Origin of the sequence: Paenibacillus aceris (genome assembly GCF_017874035.1) — a bacterium.
GTDB lineage: Bacteria > Bacillota > Bacilli > Paenibacillales > NBRC-103111 > Paenibacillus_E > Paenibacillus_E aceris.
This window is the reverse complement of sequence record NZ_JAGGKV010000006.1, coordinates 267,507-284,577: the sequence shown is the minus strand read 5'-3', so window position 1 is coordinate 284,577 and position 17,071 is coordinate 267,507. Positions and strand designations below refer to the sequence as shown.

The 17,071-nt window shown below is 49.0% G+C and carries 18 protein-coding genes; 10 read left to right on the top strand and 8 right to left on the bottom strand.

Annotated features, from left to right (window positions below):
• Window positions 1–88 precede the first annotated feature (88 nt).
• Together nagA and nagB are read right to left on the bottom strand one after the other, a co-directional pair.
• Complete coding sequence (gene nagA / locus J2Z65_RS14135; RefSeq protein WP_167061196.1) at window positions 89–1,261, bottom strand: N-acetylglucosamine-6-phosphate deacetylase; 1,173 nt, start codon at window positions 1,259–1,261, stop codon at window positions 89–91.
• Window positions 1,258–1,986 carry a glucosamine-6-phosphate deaminase gene (gene nagB, locus J2Z65_RS14130; RefSeq protein WP_167061193.1) on the bottom strand — a complete coding sequence of 243 codons (729 nt, stop codon included), beginning with the start codon at window positions 1,984–1,986 and terminating at the stop codon, window positions 1,258–1,260. The genes nagA and nagB overlap by 4 nt, the downstream gene beginning before the upstream one ends.
• 243 nt (window positions 1,987–2,229) lie before the next feature.
• On the opposite strand from nagB, the gene J2Z65_RS14125 reads away from it, so the two are divergent.
• From J2Z65_RS14125 to J2Z65_RS14110, 4 genes are all read left to right on the top strand, one after another.
• Window positions 2,230–2,898, top strand: a complete 669-nt coding sequence (locus J2Z65_RS14125) for an HAD family hydrolase (RefSeq protein ID WP_167062683.1) — start codon at window positions 2,230–2,232, stop codon at window positions 2,896–2,898.
• A 70-nt stretch (window positions 2,899–2,968) separates the two neighbouring features.
• Entirely contained in the window at window positions 2,969–3,193 is a 225-nt protein-coding gene (locus tag J2Z65_RS14120; protein ID WP_167061190.1) for a spore germination protein, read from the top strand.
• Window positions 3,194–3,410: 217 nt separating this feature from the next.
• The gene (locus J2Z65_RS14115; RefSeq protein WP_167061186.1) at window positions 3,411–4,454 is read left to right on the top strand and encodes a cation diffusion facilitator family transporter; all 1,044 of its coding nucleotides are present in this window, start codon (window positions 3,411–3,413) and stop codon (window positions 4,452–4,454) included.
• A 43-nt stretch (window positions 4,455–4,497) separates the two neighbouring features.
• Window positions 4,498–4,860, top strand: a complete 363-nt coding sequence (locus J2Z65_RS14110; RefSeq protein WP_167062680.1) for an ArsR/SmtB family transcription factor — start codon at window positions 4,498–4,500, stop codon at window positions 4,858–4,860.
• 48 nt (window positions 4,861–4,908) lie between these two features.
• On the opposite strand, the gene J2Z65_RS14105 is transcribed toward J2Z65_RS14110, so the two are convergent.
• The 5 genes from J2Z65_RS14105 to J2Z65_RS14085 form a co-directional block, all read right to left on the bottom strand.
• Entirely contained in the window at window positions 4,909–6,042 is a 1,134-nt protein-coding gene (locus J2Z65_RS14105; RefSeq protein ID WP_167061183.1) for a YheC/YheD family endospore coat-associated protein, read from the bottom strand.
• Window positions 6,043–6,048: 6 nt separating this feature from the next.
• On the bottom strand, window positions 6,049–7,176 hold the full coding sequence (locus tag J2Z65_RS14100) for a YheC/YheD family endospore coat-associated protein (RefSeq protein ID WP_167061180.1): 1,128 nt from the start codon (window positions 7,174–7,176) through the stop codon (window positions 6,049–6,051).
• A complete protein-coding gene (locus J2Z65_RS14095; protein WP_167061177.1) occupies window positions 7,176–8,540 on the bottom strand; it encodes a YheC/YheD family endospore coat-associated protein in 1,365 nt (454 codons plus the stop codon). The genes J2Z65_RS14100 and J2Z65_RS14095 overlap by 1 nt, the downstream gene beginning before the upstream one ends.
• 99 nt (window positions 8,541–8,639) lie before the next feature.
• Window positions 8,640–9,767: a YheC/YheD family endospore coat-associated protein gene (locus J2Z65_RS14090; RefSeq protein ID WP_167061174.1), complete on the bottom strand. Its 1,128-nt coding sequence runs from the start codon at window positions 9,765–9,767 to the stop codon at window positions 8,640–8,642.
• A 9-nt stretch (window positions 9,768–9,776) separates the two neighbouring features.
• Window positions 9,777–11,153: a YheC/YheD family endospore coat-associated protein gene (locus tag J2Z65_RS14085; protein WP_167061171.1), complete on the bottom strand. Its 1,377-nt coding sequence runs from the start codon at window positions 11,151–11,153 to the stop codon at window positions 9,777–9,779.
• A 160-nt stretch (window positions 11,154–11,313) separates the two neighbouring features.
• Here J2Z65_RS14085 and J2Z65_RS14080 point away from each other — a divergent pair, with 160 nt between their 5' ends.
• The 5 genes from J2Z65_RS14080 to J2Z65_RS14060 all read left to right on the top strand — a co-directional run bounded on the left by J2Z65_RS14080 (window position 11,314) and on the right by J2Z65_RS14060 (window position 14,962).
• Window positions 11,314–11,649: a YlbF family regulator gene (locus J2Z65_RS14080; RefSeq protein WP_167061168.1), complete on the top strand. Its 336-nt coding sequence runs from the start codon at window positions 11,314–11,316 to the stop codon at window positions 11,647–11,649.
• A 215-nt stretch (window positions 11,650–11,864) separates the two neighbouring features.
• Window positions 11,865–12,185 (top strand): hypothetical protein, encoded by a 321-nt coding sequence (locus J2Z65_RS14075; protein ID WP_167061165.1) that lies wholly within the window; start codon window positions 11,865–11,867, stop codon window positions 12,183–12,185.
• Between the two features lie 9 nt (window positions 12,186–12,194).
• Entirely contained in the window at window positions 12,195–13,190 is a 996-nt protein-coding gene (locus J2Z65_RS14070; protein ID WP_338111718.1) for an FAD:protein FMN transferase, read from the top strand.
• A gap of 21 nt (window positions 13,191–13,211) precedes the next feature.
• Window positions 13,212–13,784 (top strand): ferric reductase-like transmembrane domain-containing protein, encoded by a 573-nt coding sequence (locus J2Z65_RS14065; RefSeq protein WP_167061160.1) that lies wholly within the window; start codon window positions 13,212–13,214, stop codon window positions 13,782–13,784.
• A 122-nt stretch (window positions 13,785–13,906) separates the two neighbouring features.
• Window positions 13,907–14,962 carry an acyltransferase gene (locus J2Z65_RS14060; protein ID WP_167061157.1) on the top strand — a complete coding sequence of 352 codons (1,056 nt, stop codon included), beginning with the start codon at window positions 13,907–13,909 and terminating at the stop codon, window positions 14,960–14,962.
• Between the two features lie 122 nt (window positions 14,963–15,084).
• Here the strand turns inward: J2Z65_RS14060 and J2Z65_RS14055 are convergent, their stop codons facing one another.
• Window positions 15,085–16,113, bottom strand: coding sequence for an NADH:flavin oxidoreductase/NADH oxidase (locus J2Z65_RS14055; protein ID WP_167061153.1), 1,029 nt, complete (start codon window positions 16,111–16,113; stop codon window positions 15,085–15,087).
• Window positions 16,114–16,299: 186 nt separating this feature from the next.
• Between J2Z65_RS14055 and nfsA the strand changes: the two genes are divergently transcribed.
• Window positions 16,300–17,028 (top strand): oxygen-insensitive NADPH nitroreductase, encoded by a 729-nt coding sequence (gene nfsA / locus J2Z65_RS14050; protein ID WP_167061150.1) that lies wholly within the window; start codon window positions 16,300–16,302, stop codon window positions 17,026–17,028.
• The last annotated feature ends 43 nt before the right edge of the window (window positions 17,029–17,071 follow it).

Sequence of the window (17,071 nt, the reverse complement as noted above, 5' to 3'; positions counted from 1 at the left end):
AAGGGATATCCTGCCAAAGCCTCTAGATGAGCATAAATGAAGGGCTGCCCCTCAAGTAGGTAAACTACTTTGGGGCAGCCCTTTGGCTTTATGCTTGCAGTTCTTTACCGCGAATCCATACGTGTTCGATGTCTAGTTCAGGGCTGACAAGAAGCAGGTCTGCCTGCTTGCCTTGCGCAATAGAGCCATGCGACGCCTGCAGCTGCAGCAGCCGCGCAGGATTGCCGCTCGCAAAGCGGCTCGCGTCCTCAACGCTGACACCGACCTCGCGCACCATATAACGGAGCGCATCGATCATCGTCAGCGTGCTGCCGGCGAGCGCGCCGCCTTCCGTCAATCGGGCAACGCCCGATTGAACGGTGACGGCTTGCCCGCCAAGCTCGTACTGCCCGTTGCCGAGTCCCGCGGCAGACATGGCGTCTGTGATAAGCAGCAAGCCATGCGGCTGCTTAGCCTTCACCAGCAGGCGAATCGCTGCCGGATGCACATGGTGCCCGTCAGCGATGACTTCGCCGCTGATGCGATCGTCGGTGAGGACCGCACCGACGGTTCCGGGCTCGCGATGATGCAGCGGCTTCATCGCGTTGAAGGTGTGCACCGCATGCGAGAGCCCTGCGTCAGCCGCCGACTGGATGTCGGCGTAGGACGCGTCGGTGTGTCCGCATGAGGCAACGATGCCGCGATCGCGCAGCCACGCGATCGTCTCAAGCCCTCCCTCGCCTTCAGGGGCGAGGGTCAGCTGCTTCACGAGCTGCGGATAGCGCTCGTGCCAATCTTGCAGCCAGGAGAGCTGCGGCGGAAGCATCAGCTTCGGATCCTGCGCGCCGGCCCATTTTGGCGAGATAAAAGGCCCTTCCATATGAACGCCCACCAATTGAGCGTAAGGCATCGGTTCTTGCATGTAGCGGTTTACTTCGCCAAGGACGCGGTCAATGTCATCTCGCGTCGCTGTCATTGTCGTAGCCAGCATGGAAGTTGTGCCGTTTAAAGCGTGAAACCGCGTAATGGTATCGAGTGTCTCCGGGCTCGCATCCATGAAATCAGCGCCATACCCGCCATGCACGTGAACATCGATGAAACCGGGCAATAACCAACTGCCGCGAGCATCGATTACTTCGGCAGCCGGACCTGCAGCGCTAGGATCCCACTGTGAACTGATCTGGACTGACGCGATAACGCCATCTATGATATGAACGACGCCTTGTTCTATGACGCCCTGTTCAGTAACGATTTTGGCTCCCGTGATGACGAGTTCGCTCATTCGAAAAACCTCCCCGCCTCAGCATCAAGCAGAACGACAAGATGTGGGTGAGTTTGCAGCAGAGTGGCCGGAACTTCCGTTGTAATCGGCCCTGTCAGCGCACGGTGGACGATTTCAGCTTTGTCTGCTCCGCGAACGATTAAGAGGATCGTTTTGGCTTTAAGAATCGTACCTACTCCCATCGTTAAGGCATGAGTAGGCACTTCATCAATGGTATTGAAGAAACGCGCATTCGCTTCACGGGTTTCAGCTTTCAATTCGACGAGATGCGTCCCGCTGACAAGTGAGTCATCAGGCTCATTAAAGCCGATATGTCCGTTATGGCCGAGGCCGAGAATTTGCAAATCAATCTGCTTGGCATCGTCAAGAAGCTCATTAAATCTGGCGCATTCGGCTTCCAGATCCGGTGCATTTCCATTGGGGATATGAGCGGAAGCGGCAGGCAGGTCGATATGAGCGAACAAATGCTGCTGCATATATGCGTGATAGCTCTCTGGATGATCTACCGGCAAGCCGACATACTCGTCCAGGTTGAAGGTAGTGACGTTCTTAAAGCTGACGCGGCCTTTATCAAAAGCCTTCACCAGCTCTTCATAAATACCTACGGGCGTGCCGCCTGTGGCCAAGCCAAGAACAGCTTTTGGCTGCATTTGGACAAGCGAGGTAATAATGCCGGCTCCGGCCTCGTTCAGCTCTTGTTGATTTTGAAAAATATGAAGATTCATATTCGTGTTCCTCACTCTCATCGACAGGTAATTTACATAAAGATGGTTGGATTTTGAAAACATTTTGCATAAAAGTATCATTTTTCGAAGTAATTATTCTCATTTCAATCATAACTGAAAATATTGGTCTCGGCAACAGGCTTTTTCCTTAATATGAACATTGACTTACATGGGTATGTTTGCCATTCTTAACTAAGATCATTATACGACTTTTAGAATTCATGATGGAGAAGGAGCCTGATGATGAGTACACAGAGAAACTTACCTGAAGCTATGTTTTTTGATATGGATGGCACGTTATTTCAAACGGAGACCATTCTATTGCCCGCTTATCATGCGACATTTGATGTGCTTAGAGAGAAGGGGCTTTATACAGGAGAAACTCCGCCGGAAGAAAGAATCCTGGGAGCGCTGGGGATGCTGCTTGAGCATATTTGGCAGCGGGTTATGCCGGATGCTTCTATAGAGGCGCGCCTTGCTGCTGATGAACTGCTGCTTAGGTTTCAAATGGAGGAGCTGAAGCAGGGGCATGGCAAGCTGTACGAAGGTGTTGCGGAAACACTGCAAGCCCTGAAAGACAAAGGCGTCCGCCTATTTGTGGCAAGCAACGGATTGGAGGACTATGTCGGCCATGTGACAGAAGCGATGGGACTTTCTCATTTGTTTGAGGACTTATACAGCGCGGGGAAATACCAGACAAGATCCAAGGTGGATTTGGTCAAACTTGCGCTCGACACGCATCAGATTGGGTCGGCATGGATGGTAGGAGACCGGTCCTCCGATGTGGAGGCAGGGCTTAAGAATAACCTTACCGTAGCGGCTTGTGATTATGCCGGATTCCGGGAAACCGGTGAGTTGGATGGTGCGCATATTCGAATCCGCAGATTCGCTGAGTTGTTGGAATATGTTTAACCGGAATTAGTCGCAAACAAAGTGGGCTGGGCATACACTGTAGCACATTGAGATAAGGGTGCTGATCAAAATGCCTTCTTTTGTAGGGATATTCAACATTATAAGGAACGAAGGAAGCATAGTGAACGGAGACACATTAGTTATTGCTCCGACAAGCGCAGCCAAAACGTATTCTGGCAGCGGTGGCGGCATTACAGGAGATTTTGCCGTTTCAAACGTTCTATTTAGCGCGACAATTACGTTCGATCCGGATGTTGTGGATGCTGGGGCTAACAAAGTAGCTACAGGGACGTAGAGGTTTTTGCACAGACGGCTTCAAGCTCTGATAATGGGCTTGGAGTCGTTTTTTTTGCACAAATAGCCGCAGAATTCCTCACTTTTAGGCGATTTGTCATTGACAGAATCAGGCTTCACTCATTAATATATGAATAAGTGCTCATATATTAATGCGTCATGTATAAAGTTACGGACAGCACGCCATTCTAGTGGCAGGGCGACGGGGAGGGAATGCCATGCATCAACATTCGTCTGACAAGAAATCTCATTCTCATAAGGATAACGCTTCATGCAGCCACGCGGGGCACAGCGAACACGATCATGCACATACGGATCATGCTCACGGCAATCACAAGCACGATCATAGCCATGCGCATCATGGACATCATCACGGACATCACCATCATGCTCACGGCGGAAACAAACAGGGTCTCCTTATAGCGCTGTGCATAACAGCAGGAATCATGATTCTAGAATTTATCGGAGGGTTATGGACGAACAGCTTGGCGCTGCTCTCTGATTCGGGTCATATGCTAAGTGATGCAGGGTCACTGTTCTTAAGTTTGATTGCTCTTGGGTTCGCGGCTAAACCGTCATCGGCAAGCAAGTCATTTGGCTTTCATCGCATCGAGATTTTAACGGCGCTTTTTAATGCGCTCACCCTTTTTCTGATTGCCGGGTTTATTATTTGGGAAGCGTTTGACCGATTCCTTCATCCGCCTGTCGTAGCCAGCGGTTCTATGATGATCATTGCCAGCATTGGATTATTGGCTAACCTGTTAAGCGCTTGGTCGCTTATGCGCAAAGGAGATGTGCACGGCAATTTGAATCTGCGCAGCGCATATCTTCATATCTTAGGCGATGCTTTAGGCTCAGTCGGGGCTATCGTGGCCGGAGCGGTTATGCTTATTTTCGGTTGGTATGCGGCAGATCCGATTATTAGCGTCATTGTGGCTCTCCTTATTCTGAGAGGAGCTTGGGGCGTTCTGAAATCGACGATTCATATTTTGATGGAGGGGACGCCCGCTGAGGTTTCCTTAGGCGAGGTCAAACAAGTGCTGGAGGGCATTGACGGGGTCATTAACGTGCATGATTTGCATATTTGGACGATTACTTCAGGGCTCGACGCCTTAAGCTGCCATTTGCTCATTGCTGACGACCGGGATAGCCAAACGATACTGCAGCAAGCGATTCATCGAATCGAGGACCGTTTTCGTATCAATCACTCGACCATCCAGATTGAAAATTCAACTAATACGCACTCGGAGTTAAAAGTATAGCTTGTCCTTAAAACGGATAGCCAAAATGAAAGGGGGATTGATGATGGATAAAGCCGTGCTGGACTCCTGCGATGACACATGTACAGGTACGGGATCTGCTCAGCGGGAGCTTGAGCTTCCCATGACAGAAGATTTGGCGGTGGGAATTTCCGAGGTTTTCAAAGCCTTAGGGGATCCGACAAGGGTCAAAATCATTTTCTTCCTATTGAAGCAGGAGCTTTGTGTACATGATCTGTCAACACTGCTTGCGATGGGGCAGTCTGCGGTTTCTCATCAGCTGCGTTATTTGCGGGATTTGCATATTGTAAAGCGGCGGAAAGAAGGAAAAACCGTCTATTATTCGCTGGATGATGATCATATTGAGCAAATTTTTGTTCAAACCTTGGGGCATCTCCAGCATATGTAAGTCGGAAGCTGCTGACAGCTGGGGCGCTGCTGCTTCCGATTGCGTTTTTTAATCAGTTGCTTTAGATTCTTCGGTCGATGATGCTTCTTGCTTACGGGTATTTTGTTTCAACATCCATACCGCGTACTCGAGCGGCCGTGTAACCGCCTTCTGATAGATGGCGCCTTCGCCGATCTTACGAAAAACTTCCCGGGAAGGCTTGGGATTAACCTCAAGCAGCCAAACATTTCCCCTTGGGTCTACGGCTATATCCATTCCTAACTCGCACAGCTTGCCGAATTTTGTTTCTAGAAAGTCTGCGAGCTTATAAGCGAAGCTGTTCATTTCTTTCTTAATGCTTTCCATTTTTTCAGGAGAAGCAAAGCGATAGGCCAGCAGCTTATCTTGGGAAACCGCACTGCCGCCTCCGTGAAGATTCGAGGTGATGCTGCGGTGAGGTCCGATGCGGCCCGCACAGCCGGTCACTTCCCATTCACCGCGGCCATTCTTCTGAATTAACAACCTGTAATCATGCACGCGTCCATCCTTTAGCGTAAGCTGTATCCCTTGTTGAACCACATAGTCATTATTTAGCTTTAGCGTATGCAGCTTGACTGACAGCTGTTTTTCGCTTGCGCGGTAAGGGGCGATGATGGTTCTTTGTTGATTTCTTCCTTGTAATAAATAAAGATCGGGACCGAGCTGTTCGATGCGCAGGATGCCTCTTCCGCCCGTACCGTTTTTCGGTTTGACGTAGACGAGAGTATGTTTCTTTAGAAATTTCAGCAGCTCTTGGACGGAACTGTATCGTACGGTAACAGGGAGGTAGGGGCGAATATCTTCATTTTCAGAAAGAATTTGATGCATTGACCATTTGTTGGCTAACGGTCTGCTCAAAAAGATCAGCTTAGCATGATGGCTGCGGAATGCTTTGAGCATTTGATAATTAGCTGCGGCTTTATAGCGGCAGCGGTCATAAATAACAGGCGGCATGGAAGTGCGGCGGCGGATCCATTTGCCAAGTGATGTATCGTAAGTCAATGTGCGAACCGAGTTGTCGGCTTCGACGTCGGTCGGCGAGAAGACTTCGACTTGAACGCCAAGTTTCTTTCCTTCTTTACTGAGCCTTTGAAAGTAAGAGAGTTCCTCCAGCCGAGTTTTGCCTATATAGATAGCGAGTACGCCCAGTCGTTGTGAAGACAAGCATAATCACCTTCTTCTTCCATTATTAATTAAATAAAGGCTGTAACGGATAATACGTTCAAGTGATTTTTTGCGAATTTTGGGTTCGTCGAATTTCATTGGCTTGGAATTCGCTTCGAAGAACCAGATATGTCCTCCGACGTCGACACCGATATCCATCGACATTTCACCAAGTTGATGACCCGACGATTTCTCTATTTGGGTCGCGAGTGTAACGGCGGCGGTCTCAACCCGTTTTAATATTTTTTTCGCTTCTTTGGCGCCAAAGCCATGCGAAAGCAGCTTGAACGGATCGTCGATCGAACCGCCTCGAGGAACGTGTGTCGTGATGCTGGCCTTTCCGGCAACACGTGCACCGACGCCTGAAACACTCCATTCCCCTTTGGATGTTTTCTGGATGAGAGCGCGTAAATCATAAGCACGCTGGTTGTATCTTGCTAATGCGATCCCCTGCTGAACAATGTATTCGTTGGAGCCTCGGTGGCGATTCCATTCACTCCAAAGCTCAGAGGTGGAATTGTGATGACTATAAGTCATCTGTCTATCAACCTGGCGGCTTAAGCGGTATTGCGTTTGATTGCTTTTCGTTGTTATCCGGTCAATGCGCATAATGCCTTTTCCAGCTTTGCCTTTCACCGGCTTTAAATAAAGCACAGCGTGTTTCCGCAGAAGAGATGACAGATCGTCAGCCGAGCTTAGTTGTTTGGTGTCAGGCATGTAAGGTTTGCTTTCTTTGGCGCTGTTCAGCCAACCAAACAAAGTCCATTTGTTAAAGAAGGAAGGATTGAATAAATGAACGCTGGAGCTGCGATTGCACGCTTGAATGGTTTGTTGGACTTCTGGCTTCATTTCCATTTTGCGGTACGGAATCCGATTGTATACGACTTGAGGAGCGGGAACGAGTCCCCTGCTCCATTTCTTCTTCTCGGCATTATAACGGTAGCCGTGAATGTCATTACCGGTTAAATTAAAGTCTTTCGTCGTTACGACATAGACATCAACCCCAAGCCGCTCACCGGTCCCAATCAAATCAAGGAAATTGTGCAAATTACCGCGGAATACCCGGTCGCTATCCTTCACGGTGAGAATGGCCATCGTCGGATTGGGCCCTTTATCATGCAGGAAGAAACCCATTAGCTTTCCCTCCTAGCGCGGAATCGACTCAAGTAGAGGCAATGCTCATAAATATTTTGTAAAGTGGCAAGGTCTCCTTCTTTCAATGACGGATGCTTGAAAATGGATCTTCCGGGTTTGGCATTAGCTTCGAACATCCAAATTTTCTCATTCTGGTCGATCCCTATATCGAATCCGAGCTCACCGAGCAGATGGTTATAGTTATTTTCGATGCCTTCTGCGAGCTTAATCGCTGTTTCTTTGGCATTGGTAAGTACCTGCTCTGCACGGCTTCCGTAGATTTGACGAAGCACTTGCTCTGGCGTCATTAACTGGCCGCCGTTGCGGATATGGGTGGTCACGCTGCCCTTGCCGGATTTCTTAGCCCCGATGGCCGCTACAACCCAGTTATTGTTCCCGTTCTTAGTCATATGGAAGCGGAAATCAATCGGACAATTATCGATTTCAATGAGGCGAATTCCTTGCTGCGCCACGTAGTTAGAAAGGCGACCTCGTCCGGTTCCGAGCATTTGCATAAGCCCTTCGAATTTCCCATAGCGGATGAGTACGTTTTTACCGCCTTTGCGGTAGCGAACGAAATAACCGCGTTTCGGGTTATAAGTGACCCGGAAAATACCGATGCCCAGGCTGCCTGCCGTTGGTTTCAAATAAATGAATTTATGCTTATCGAGCATTTCTTTAATTTGTTCCGCAGAGGGATTAATACGGGATTCCGGAACGAATTTGAATGCATCGTCGCCATCTAGCATTTTGTAGACATCCCATTTGTCAAAAAAGCTCCAGTTAAATAGCGGTATCCCTCTCCGAACAAAACGTTCCTTAAAGCCCTCCATCCCGGCGGACTTCTCTGCTACACGGCTGGAGAGGCGGTTATAGACGACATCGGGCAGCGGAAAAGTTTTGCGAATCCAGCCTCCACCTTCTTTGGGGATAAGTCCGGTAACCGTTTCTTGAACCCAGTTAACGCTCCTCGGGCTGAAAGCGAAAATAAAGGACTTGCTTGAACCCGTGTTTAAAACTTGGCGGATGAATCCCGTTTTTGTACCGAAAGGAGACGAACTGCCCGCGATATTCGTTAAGACACCGATGAGCGGGCCGATGCGCAGTTCTTTATTATTCGAATTGGCGACCATGACGCTCCCCGCTCGGGGTATGCGCAGAGAAGCCATTAAGGATAGCGGAATGTACATATGCTGACCACTTTTTTTGATCAGGCGGATCGGTAGAGTGGCTGTTTTGCTGCCGACCTTTACAGTAATCGATTTGATACCGGCTAACCGTAAAGCTTTGACGAGTTCACTTGTTAAGTAGACCGATCTATCTGTTCGTTGTACGGCGTGGAGCATACACGTTGTCAAACTCATTAGGTTACCCTCCTAAACTTGTTGCCCTACGGGGCTTTCCGTGTCAAAGCAGGCAGACATGAACGTCTGCCTCCCCGGGCACTTACCAGCAAGCCAAGCTTAACTCAGCTTTTTTTGCAGCAAATATCCAGCATAATAGATAGGATTTGCAATGGATTTCATACGCGCTTTCTCGTTGTGCATCCGCGCAAAAATCGTTCTGCCCGGCTTGGAGTTCACTTCCAGAATCCATACGCGGCCCGAGGTATCGATGCCAAGATCAATGCCGAGCTCCGCCAATCGTCCATGATGGCTTTCCAGAAGCGGAGGGATTCGACTCGAAAGCATGGCAACCGTGGCCATTAGCTCACTAGCTTTGCTCACGCCGAACTCCTTCGTAAGGAAGGCAGGAACCTCTTCGGCTGTGCCACCGCCATGCAGGTTGGAGGTAACACTGCCAGGCTTGCCGATGCGAACCGCCATGCCTGTGCTTTCCCATAAGCCGGAGCCGTTTTTTTGCACGAGAGAGCGAATATCGTAAGCCATTCCTTCCAATGAATGCAGGTGCAGGTATTCTTGCATGAGATAAGGCCGGGTGCCGATGCGGCTGCGCAGCCAATGCCAGCAGGAATCGAAATGTTTGAAATGATGTTCAATGAGCCCGTTATGAGCATTGCGACCTTTGACATGAAAGGTGCAGTTTCCGTCCGTTGTAGTTTCTTTGTACAGATGCAGAGCGCCCTTTCCTTGGCTGCCGCCCTGTGGTTTAAGGAACACATTGTCCCTTGTCTGAAACCAATTTCTAAGCGCGCTGCCGCTTGTGAGCAAGCTCGTTTCAGGCAAGTAGGAGCTGAGCGATTGTTCTTTTTGCAACATTTGACCGACCTCCCACTTGCCGCCCAGTCCATAGCCTAAGAAGCGAATAAGAGGTGTTTCGCGCAGTTTTTTCACATGGTACAGGTACTGTTCATAGCTGCTCTTACTGCTGAAGAAGCAACGGTCATAGATTAACGAGGGCAGAGGATAGAGCTTAGGGACCCATTCTTTCGTTTCAGTCTGAAAGACGTATCCCCGCACCGTGTTCCCCTTCCAATCAATGCGGTTCGGCGAGAACACGACGACGTCCAGACCTTCGCGGGCGCCAAAGTAAGTCAGATGCTTATAAAAGTCTGAACTTGCAAAGGGCAGCTCCCGTTTCAATTCTGTGACCATAATCCCGAGCAAGGGACGTTTGGTGCTTAATCGCATGATTCCACCTCAAATCTTTGCCAAATATTTTGCGTAGTGCACGAGTTGTTTCACGGATGGCCTTATTTTTTTCTCATTGTTCAGTGGCGTATTATCATCTTTAGACGGTTTGGAGTTTACTTCAAGCAGCCAAACCTTACCCGTTCTATCTACAGCAAGGTCGATCCCTAACTCTCCAAAGTGACTCGGAATTTGTGTTTCAATCCCTTTGGCGATGTCCAGAGAAGCTTTGCGCAAACGTGCCGTAACCGAGACACGAGTAGCTGGTGAGAAGGATGATTTGGCTAAAGCGCCTGCGACATTCGTTAAACTGCCGCCCCGTGCAAGGTTGGAGACGAAATGTTGGGTTCCGGCAATGCGCCCGACGATCGAAGTGATAGCCCATTCGCCTTTGGCCCCGCGCTGAACAAGGGAACGGAAATCAATGGTTTTGCCATCCATCGTGATCAGATCAAGTCCTTGCTGAAGTTGATAGCGCTGGGTCTTGAGCTTGCCGGAGATCGCTTGGAAAACAGCAGTAAGAGATGGGTAGGTCTGTTTGCGAACACCGGTTAGATTCGTATAATCACACGTATAGGCGTCACCGGGCTCTCGGCGGATGCGAATGATCCCTTTTCCCAAGGAGCCGGTTATCGGTTTGAGGAAAAGCACGGGATGGCGGGAGGCCATGGATTTTAGCATTTGATAATTTTTGAAGAGGTAGGATTCCGGCAAATACCCGTGAAGGGAGCTATCTTTGCGCAAAGCCTCAAACACTTCCGTCTTGTTCAAATATTTCTCATTGAAGACCTCGGTCCCGTGACGGGCTTTGGCATCTTTCAAGAATTGCTGAACGTTCGGCAGGTTTTCATACTTGCGCGAGGTGAGCCGGTTGTAGATCACATTGGGAATCGGAAACGTTTTTTTGTTCCAGGAACCATTGGAATACGCATAAGCGGAAATGGAACTGGCATTCGCATGCATTTCACCTGGCGGAAAAAAGCATACCATAGCCCCATACCGTTCACATGCGTCCGTCATTTCTTTACAAAAAGCGGTAATTGCACCAAATGGGCGATCGGGCGAACTCGTATAAACGCGGCTGATCATCACGCCAATTAAAGGTCCAATCGACAAGGTGCCTGCATTTTGCCTATAATGGAGATTGAGCTGTGCCCCTTGATGAATACCGATCTTGGTAGCGAGGACAGGATTGAACCGCAAGCTCTTCGATGTTGCGGCTGTGACGACCTTGACCTCCTGTTTGGCAGAGCCAAAGCGCAGGATCATCGATTGATTGGACGGAACTTTCCATTTTCTTGCAATGGCTTCACTTAGAACAACGGTCCGATCATCCAAATAGATGCTGGTGCCTTGAATGGATATTCCGACTTTCGTCCTGGTCAATAGCGAACACTCCTTCCAGCATCAAAAATGGCATTGCTGTTTAAGCAAAGTAAACTACTCCATCATATGAGGACATATATCCCTTTGTGCTTGGTATGTTTTCGAAACTGGATGAGGGAAGAGCCCAACCGTAATCGGTAAAAATTAGGAGGTAATGGAAATGAATGTACATGACAGAGCTTACGAGCTTGCAAAGGCGATTAAGGAAAGCAGTGAATATAACGATATGCTGGTGATTCGTGCTCAGATTAACCAGGATGCATCCAGCAAAAATTTACTGGAAGATTTCCGTCAGCGTCAAAATGAGCTTCAGCAGAAAATGGCTATAGGCGAAATGCCGCCTCAAGAGGAGATGGAGCAGCTGCAAAAGCTGTACGACGTACTTGCCCTGAACCCGGGGATCAAACAATTATTTGATGCAGAACGACGTTTATCGATCGTGCTTGAGGATGTGCAGCGCATTATTGCGGAGCCGTTGCAAGCGATGCTCAAATAGAAGAAAGATGCTCAAATAGAAGATAAATGTAAGGCTATTCAGGAAGTAGTTGATCTACTCACACCTGGATAGCCTTTCTTTGTGTATATCATAGTCGAATGCGCTATCCATTCAGTTAAGTTTCAGTTTTTGTTAAGGCTATTCTCAGGCAAGTGAAGCAGCTAACAAATATAATGAAGCTAAGATCAGGCCATTTGATAGGAGGAGTGATAAGAATGAAGAAGTCCAAGTGGACGAAATGGCAAGTTGGGATGGTCATAGGCGTTCTCCTCTTCTATTTATTTCAAGAAGTGAAAGGTAGTCCGCAGTTTGTAGCGGCTGTCTCCGCAGCTGCCATATCCAAAGATAATACGGCTCCGGTAACGGTTCAGAAGGAAACCCCAAACAATCGGGTATCGGAAAACACGGTTCGTCGGGGAAGAAATCATGACCGGATGGCAGCAGGGGCAGGGGCCGCAGGGTCATCGGGATCCACAGGAGGAACTGGATCATCAGAGCCACAGTTGAAAGCACATACTAGAAGTCAAGCTTCATAAAACAAGGAGATGAGCGTTATGCTCCAGGAATCAAGCTTTCGATCGATGAACACACAGATTCAAGTGATCTTGGCTGCAAGCAGTGAGATGTCTGAATTTGCGCCACTTATCCAGTCATACTTTGCCAAGGCAGAACGGCGATTTAGCAGGTTTTTGCCATCAAGCGAATGTTCCCGGCTTAATAGGAAGTCAGGAAGCCGTTGTATGATATCTGATGAAATGGCGAATGTACTTGAGCTGTGCCAGCATTATTTTGAAGTCACGGAGGGAGTGTTTAATATTTTCATTCTTCCAGCGCTAGAGCATGCTGGTTACCGACGGAGTTTCGAAACGATATCAAATGGCGATGAATTCTCAGAAGCATCACACAATCCGCTGCTACCTTTACCAAAGGATTGTTTATATATGGATCTGGACTCGGCGATGTCATCCGTACTATTTCCTGCTAATCAGCAAATGGATTTAGGCGGCATTGTAAAAAGTTGGACAGTCCAAGGGTTATCGGACTTACTTCGCATAGAGCGGCAAATTCAAAGAGGTCTCGTGAATGCCGGCGGTGATGTTGAAGTATGGGGAGGCGCTTCGGATAGAGAGCCATGGGTGATTGCTATAGATAGACCTAATGGCAGTCGCATGCATCAGTTAGATGATCTTCTGCTCTTGCTAGAAGACGGGGCTGTTGCTACCTCGAGCACGCAAAAAAGAAGTTGGAGGAGTAGCAGAGGCAGCATGCATCATCTCATTGACCCCAGAACGATGAAGCCTGGCCGCTCATCCGTGATTCAGTGCTCTGTAGTGGGTGAGCAGTTGGTTGATTGCGAAATTTGGGCTAAAGTGATGTGCATAATTGGGCTGGAAGACGGCATGCCCCTTTTTAGGCGACATGCGCAGCGGTTGGAAGCTCTCATTTTTACAGAGGATGGAACTCTCCATCATGTGAAGCCGTCTGCGAATAGATCCAAGGGTCAATGGTTGGGGCTTGAAGCAGATTTCGTATATGTTTGAAAAAGATAGGGGGGAGTAAAAGTGATTCAAATTCTGGTAGATTTACCTATTTGGACGTTAATTCGCGTATTTGGCATCCTCTCTTATCTCAGTCTATTTGTGGGGATGGCGCTAGGCATTACGTATAGCTTTCCTCAGTGGAAGGGTCAAACGAAGGCACGGTTTCTTCGATGGCACACTTATGCAAATCATTTGGGTACCTGTTTAGCTTTACTGCATACCTTTCTTTTGGTTATCGATACGTTCATGCCTTTTGATTGGAAGGAGATCCTGGTTCCATTCGCGGCAAAGCATTCTACGGGATTGAATGGTATCGGCTCGATAGCCCTGTATGGATTGCTGTTGTTAATCTTCACAACCGATATCCGTCATAAGCTGAAGAAAAAGCTCTGGTTCGCTTTCCATCTGCTATCGTATCCTATTTTTGTATTAGCCTTGGTTCATGGGTTATACATAGGGACGGATAGTTCGAGCATTCTGATCAAAAGTATGTATGTGATTACGGCGCTCCTCTTGATTGGTTTAACCGTTTTACGTGCTGTTGTTCGTCCTCGCAAACAAGCGGCTAGGGCGAAGGAAACATATTCCGTTTAGCGCTTAGAAGGCTCCTATTTCAATGAAATAGGGGTTTTTTACCGATTTAAAAGTTGCGAATCCTGTCGAAACTGTCTATAGTAAAAGGGTATTTATTAGGAAATGAGGAAATTGAAACCGATATGGCCAAACAAAAAATTACGGAGCTAGATATCGTCAGAGCGATTGCCATCCTAGCTGTCGTTATGATTCACGTTACGGCAGACTGGACAGTGGATCCGGCTTTGAAGGGCAGCAGCTCGCAGGTGCTCATTTTATTTTTGAACAAAATAAGTTATTTCGCCGTTCCTGTATTTATCTTCTTAAGCGGCATCGTACTGTTCTACATTTATACGGATAATTGGAGCGCCAAACAGGCCGGAGTTTTTTATTGGAAACGTGTGAGGCAGGTGCTTGTTCCTTATCTTGTTTGGTCGTTTTTCTACTATATATACAACCCGTGGCTATGGACGCCGGGCCACCCTTTTAAGATCGAGCCACGCGTGTTTCTGGAGCAGTTAAAGTGGGCTGATTCAGGCTATCATTTGTACTTCATGATCATTATCGTGCAGTTTTACTTGCTGTTTCCACTGCTCGTTTGGGCTGTGAGAAATGCCGCATGGTTCCGCAAAACGCTAGCGCTTTGGGGGTTGGCTATTCAAGCCGGCGTGTACGTGTACAGCCATTGGTTCGGGTCAATTGATCACAAACCGGAGCTGTGCGTCACCTACTTTGGGTACTTCCTCGTCGGAGGTGCGATCGGGATGAACTACGGGGCATTTCGAGCATGGCTGGAACGCAATAAAGGCTGGGTTATTCCAGCTTCCATCCTCAGCGGTTTAACGTATACAGCCCTCTATTTGCTAGGACTAAAAGGATACTCGTTTGAAAATACATGGTTTGAGGTGCTGTGGCTGCTGTATAGCATCGGAATTGGCGTAAGTTTTATTTGGGGCGGGAAATGGCTCTTGCAAAATGCCGCGCCTGTGGGCCGCTTCTTCGTTTCCCTCGGCTCCGTTTCGTTCGGTGTGTACTTGATGCATCCGGCACTGCTTTCTCTGTGGAAATATAAAGTCCATACGCCGGGTTCAATCGTGCTCTTTCATACGTACAATGCGATCGTACTTGTGTTAATTGTGGCGATTCCTTGGGTATTGACGCTGCTGTATCGCAAAGTCAGGAAGTTGATAGGAATTTGATAAAAAAGGACAGTGCAGAGTTTCCTGCGCTGTCCTTTTTTATGTTAAGGGGGCCAATGGTGCTTAATGCCAGCCATAATGTTGTTTAAACTACTTCTTAGCAGATCTGAGCAGCCAAGAAATCAATAGCCGCGCCCATACTGCCGCGGGATGTGGGTATGTTCATGCCCCAACTGAACGGCAGCATGCGTTGCCCAATACGGGTCGCGCAGCAAGCCGCGGGCGATGGCGACAAGATCGGCATCCTCGTTGGCGATGACCGAATGCGCCAGCACCGGGTCTGCCAGCATGCCGACGGCAATGACCGGCACCTGGAGCGCTTCACGGATTTGCCGCGCGAAAGGCACTTGATAACCGGGGGAATTGCCCGGTTTTCGCTGTCCTGCAAAGCCCTCTCCGCCGGAGCTCACGTGAAATGCATCAACGCCAGCCGCTTGATATGCTTTGGCGAGTTCGATGCCGTGATCAATATCGTAGCCGCCGTCAGCGTACTCGACAGCGGAGATGCGGAAAATGAGCGGCATGTCGGCCGGCATTTCACTTTTCACGGCTTGAATGACTTCCACGCCGAACTGGGCGAGATGTTGTCCATAGATATCGTCTCTTTTGTTCGTAAGCGGCGATTGGAATTGGTGGATCAAATAGCCGTGAGCGCCATGCAGCTCAATTGTGTCTACGCCTGCTTGCACGGCACGGCGGGCTGCATCTCGGAACTGCTGCACGACGTCCTGCACCTCAGCCGTGGTCAGTGCCCGCGGCATTTTGTAGGCATCTCCAGGGAAGGGGATGGCCGATGGCGCAACAGGCACTTCGGCATCCTCGGCTTTGCGGCCTGCGTGGGCAATCTGGATGCCGATTTTGGAGCCGTGCGCATGGACGCCATCGATGATTCTGGCGAAGGCAGGGATATGTTCATCGGACCAGAGGCCCAAATCGTTGTCTGTAATCCTTCCGTCAGGATGCACATCGGTCATCTCCATGATAATGAGTCCTGTGCCCCCAATTGCGCGGGAGAGGTAATGCACGTAATGCCACTCATTAGGCTTTCCGTCTTTCGCTGTAACGGAATATTGACACATCGGCGCCATGACGATGCGGTTCCTTATATGCATGCCTTTTAGATCATAAGGCGAAAATAAATCTTTTTTCATGTAAGCACCTCCGAAAATATGGGTCTAACCTTCAATTCTGGAAATAGTTTAGGCGAATGGCTAAAACTATGTATCTTAGTATCGGTTGTATTATAATTAATTTCAAGTAGCCACTTTTTTGTACGATAGTAACTAAAAGTATACTAAAGGAAATAATAAAATGATACCAAGAGAGGTCACTTCTGCATGAACGAAATCATTCAGTTATTGCAAAACCATCGCTCGATTCGCAAGTTCACGGATCAGCCTGTCACAGACGCGCAATTGCGCGCTATTATCACTTCCGCACAAGCAGCCTCCACTTCCAGCAACATGCAGGCGTACAGCGTTATCCACGTAACGGATGACGGTTTGAAAAGTCAGCTAGCCGCGTTTGCCGGCAATCAGGCGTATGTCAGCGAATGCCCGCTGTTTCTCGTATGGTGCGCGGACTTGCACCGTTACGCGCAAGCGGCACACCGCCATGCGGATACGCCGATAACCGGCAATGCAGAGAACCTCATCATTGCCACTGTTGACGTTGCACTCGCTGCGCAGAATGCAGCTATTGCGGCCGAGTCGCTCGGGCTCGGCGTCGTCTACATCGGCGGGCTGCGTAATAAGCCCGCTGAGGTATCCCAGCTGCTGGGCTTGCCGCAGCTGGTGTACCCGGTTTTCGGCATGTGCATCGGCATGCCGGATCAGGAGCCGCTGGAGCGTCCGAGGCTCCCTCTCGAAGCCGTATACCATGAGAATAGGTATATGGATAATGAAGCCGCGGTTACTCTCTACGACGAGACGGTCCGCGACTACATGAATGTGCGCACAGGAGGCAAGGTCGACACGACTTGGTCCAAGGAAATGGCCGGCAAAGCGCTGCGTCCGCGCGAGCACATGAAAGCTTTCCTGAAATCGCAGGGCTTCGGAGAGGTGTAAATTTTCGATTCTTTTCGCGGATGCACTCATATACCAAGAACTT

What these genes read in the sequence shown, in the direction of transcription:
- nagA (WP_167061196.1), bottom strand. Translation starts at nt 1,261, where the DNA reads ATGAGCGAACTCGTCATCACGGGAGCCAAAATCGTTACTGAACAGGGC.
- nagB (WP_167061193.1), bottom strand. Translation starts at nt 1,986, where the DNA reads ATGAATCTTCATATTTTTCAAAATCAACAAGAGCTGAACGAGGCCGGA.
- J2Z65_RS14125 (WP_167062683.1), top strand. Translation starts at nt 2,230, where the DNA reads ATGAGTACACAGAGAAACTTACCTGAAGCTATGTTTTTTGATATGGAT.
- J2Z65_RS14120 (WP_167061190.1), top strand. Translation starts at nt 2,969, where the DNA reads ATGCCTTCTTTTGTAGGGATATTCAACATTATAAGGAACGAAGGAAGC.
- J2Z65_RS14115 (WP_167061186.1), top strand. Translation starts at nt 3,411, where the DNA reads ATGCATCAACATTCGTCTGACAAGAAATCTCATTCTCATAAGGATAAC.
- J2Z65_RS14110 (WP_167062680.1), top strand. Translation starts at nt 4,498, where the DNA reads ATGGATAAAGCCGTGCTGGACTCCTGCGATGACACATGTACAGGTACG.
- J2Z65_RS14100 (WP_167061180.1), bottom strand. Translation starts at nt 7,176, where the DNA reads ATGGGTTTCTTCCTGCATGATAAAGGGCCCAATCCGACGATGGCCATT.
- J2Z65_RS14095 (WP_167061177.1), bottom strand. Translation starts at nt 8,540, where the DNA reads ATGAGTTTGACAACGTGTATGCTCCACGCCGTACAACGAACAGATAGA.
- J2Z65_RS14090 (WP_167061174.1), bottom strand. Translation starts at nt 9,767, where the DNA reads ATGCGATTAAGCACCAAACGTCCCTTGCTCGGGATTATGGTCACAGAA.
- J2Z65_RS14080 (WP_167061168.1), top strand. Translation starts at nt 11,314, where the DNA reads ATGAATGTACATGACAGAGCTTACGAGCTTGCAAAGGCGATTAAGGAA.
- J2Z65_RS14075 (WP_167061165.1), top strand. Translation starts at nt 11,865, where the DNA reads ATGAAGAAGTCCAAGTGGACGAAATGGCAAGTTGGGATGGTCATAGGC.
- J2Z65_RS14070 (WP_338111718.1), top strand. Translation starts at nt 12,195, where the DNA reads ATGAGCGTTATGCTCCAGGAATCAAGCTTTCGATCGATGAACACACAG.
- J2Z65_RS14060 (WP_167061157.1), top strand. Translation starts at nt 13,907, where the DNA reads ATGGCCAAACAAAAAATTACGGAGCTAGATATCGTCAGAGCGATTGCC.
- J2Z65_RS14055 (WP_167061153.1), bottom strand. Translation starts at nt 16,113, where the DNA reads ATGAAAAAAGATTTATTTTCGCCTTATGATCTAAAAGGCATGCATATA.
- nfsA (WP_167061150.1), top strand. Translation starts at nt 16,300, where the DNA reads ATGAACGAAATCATTCAGTTATTGCAAAACCATCGCTCGATTCGCAAG.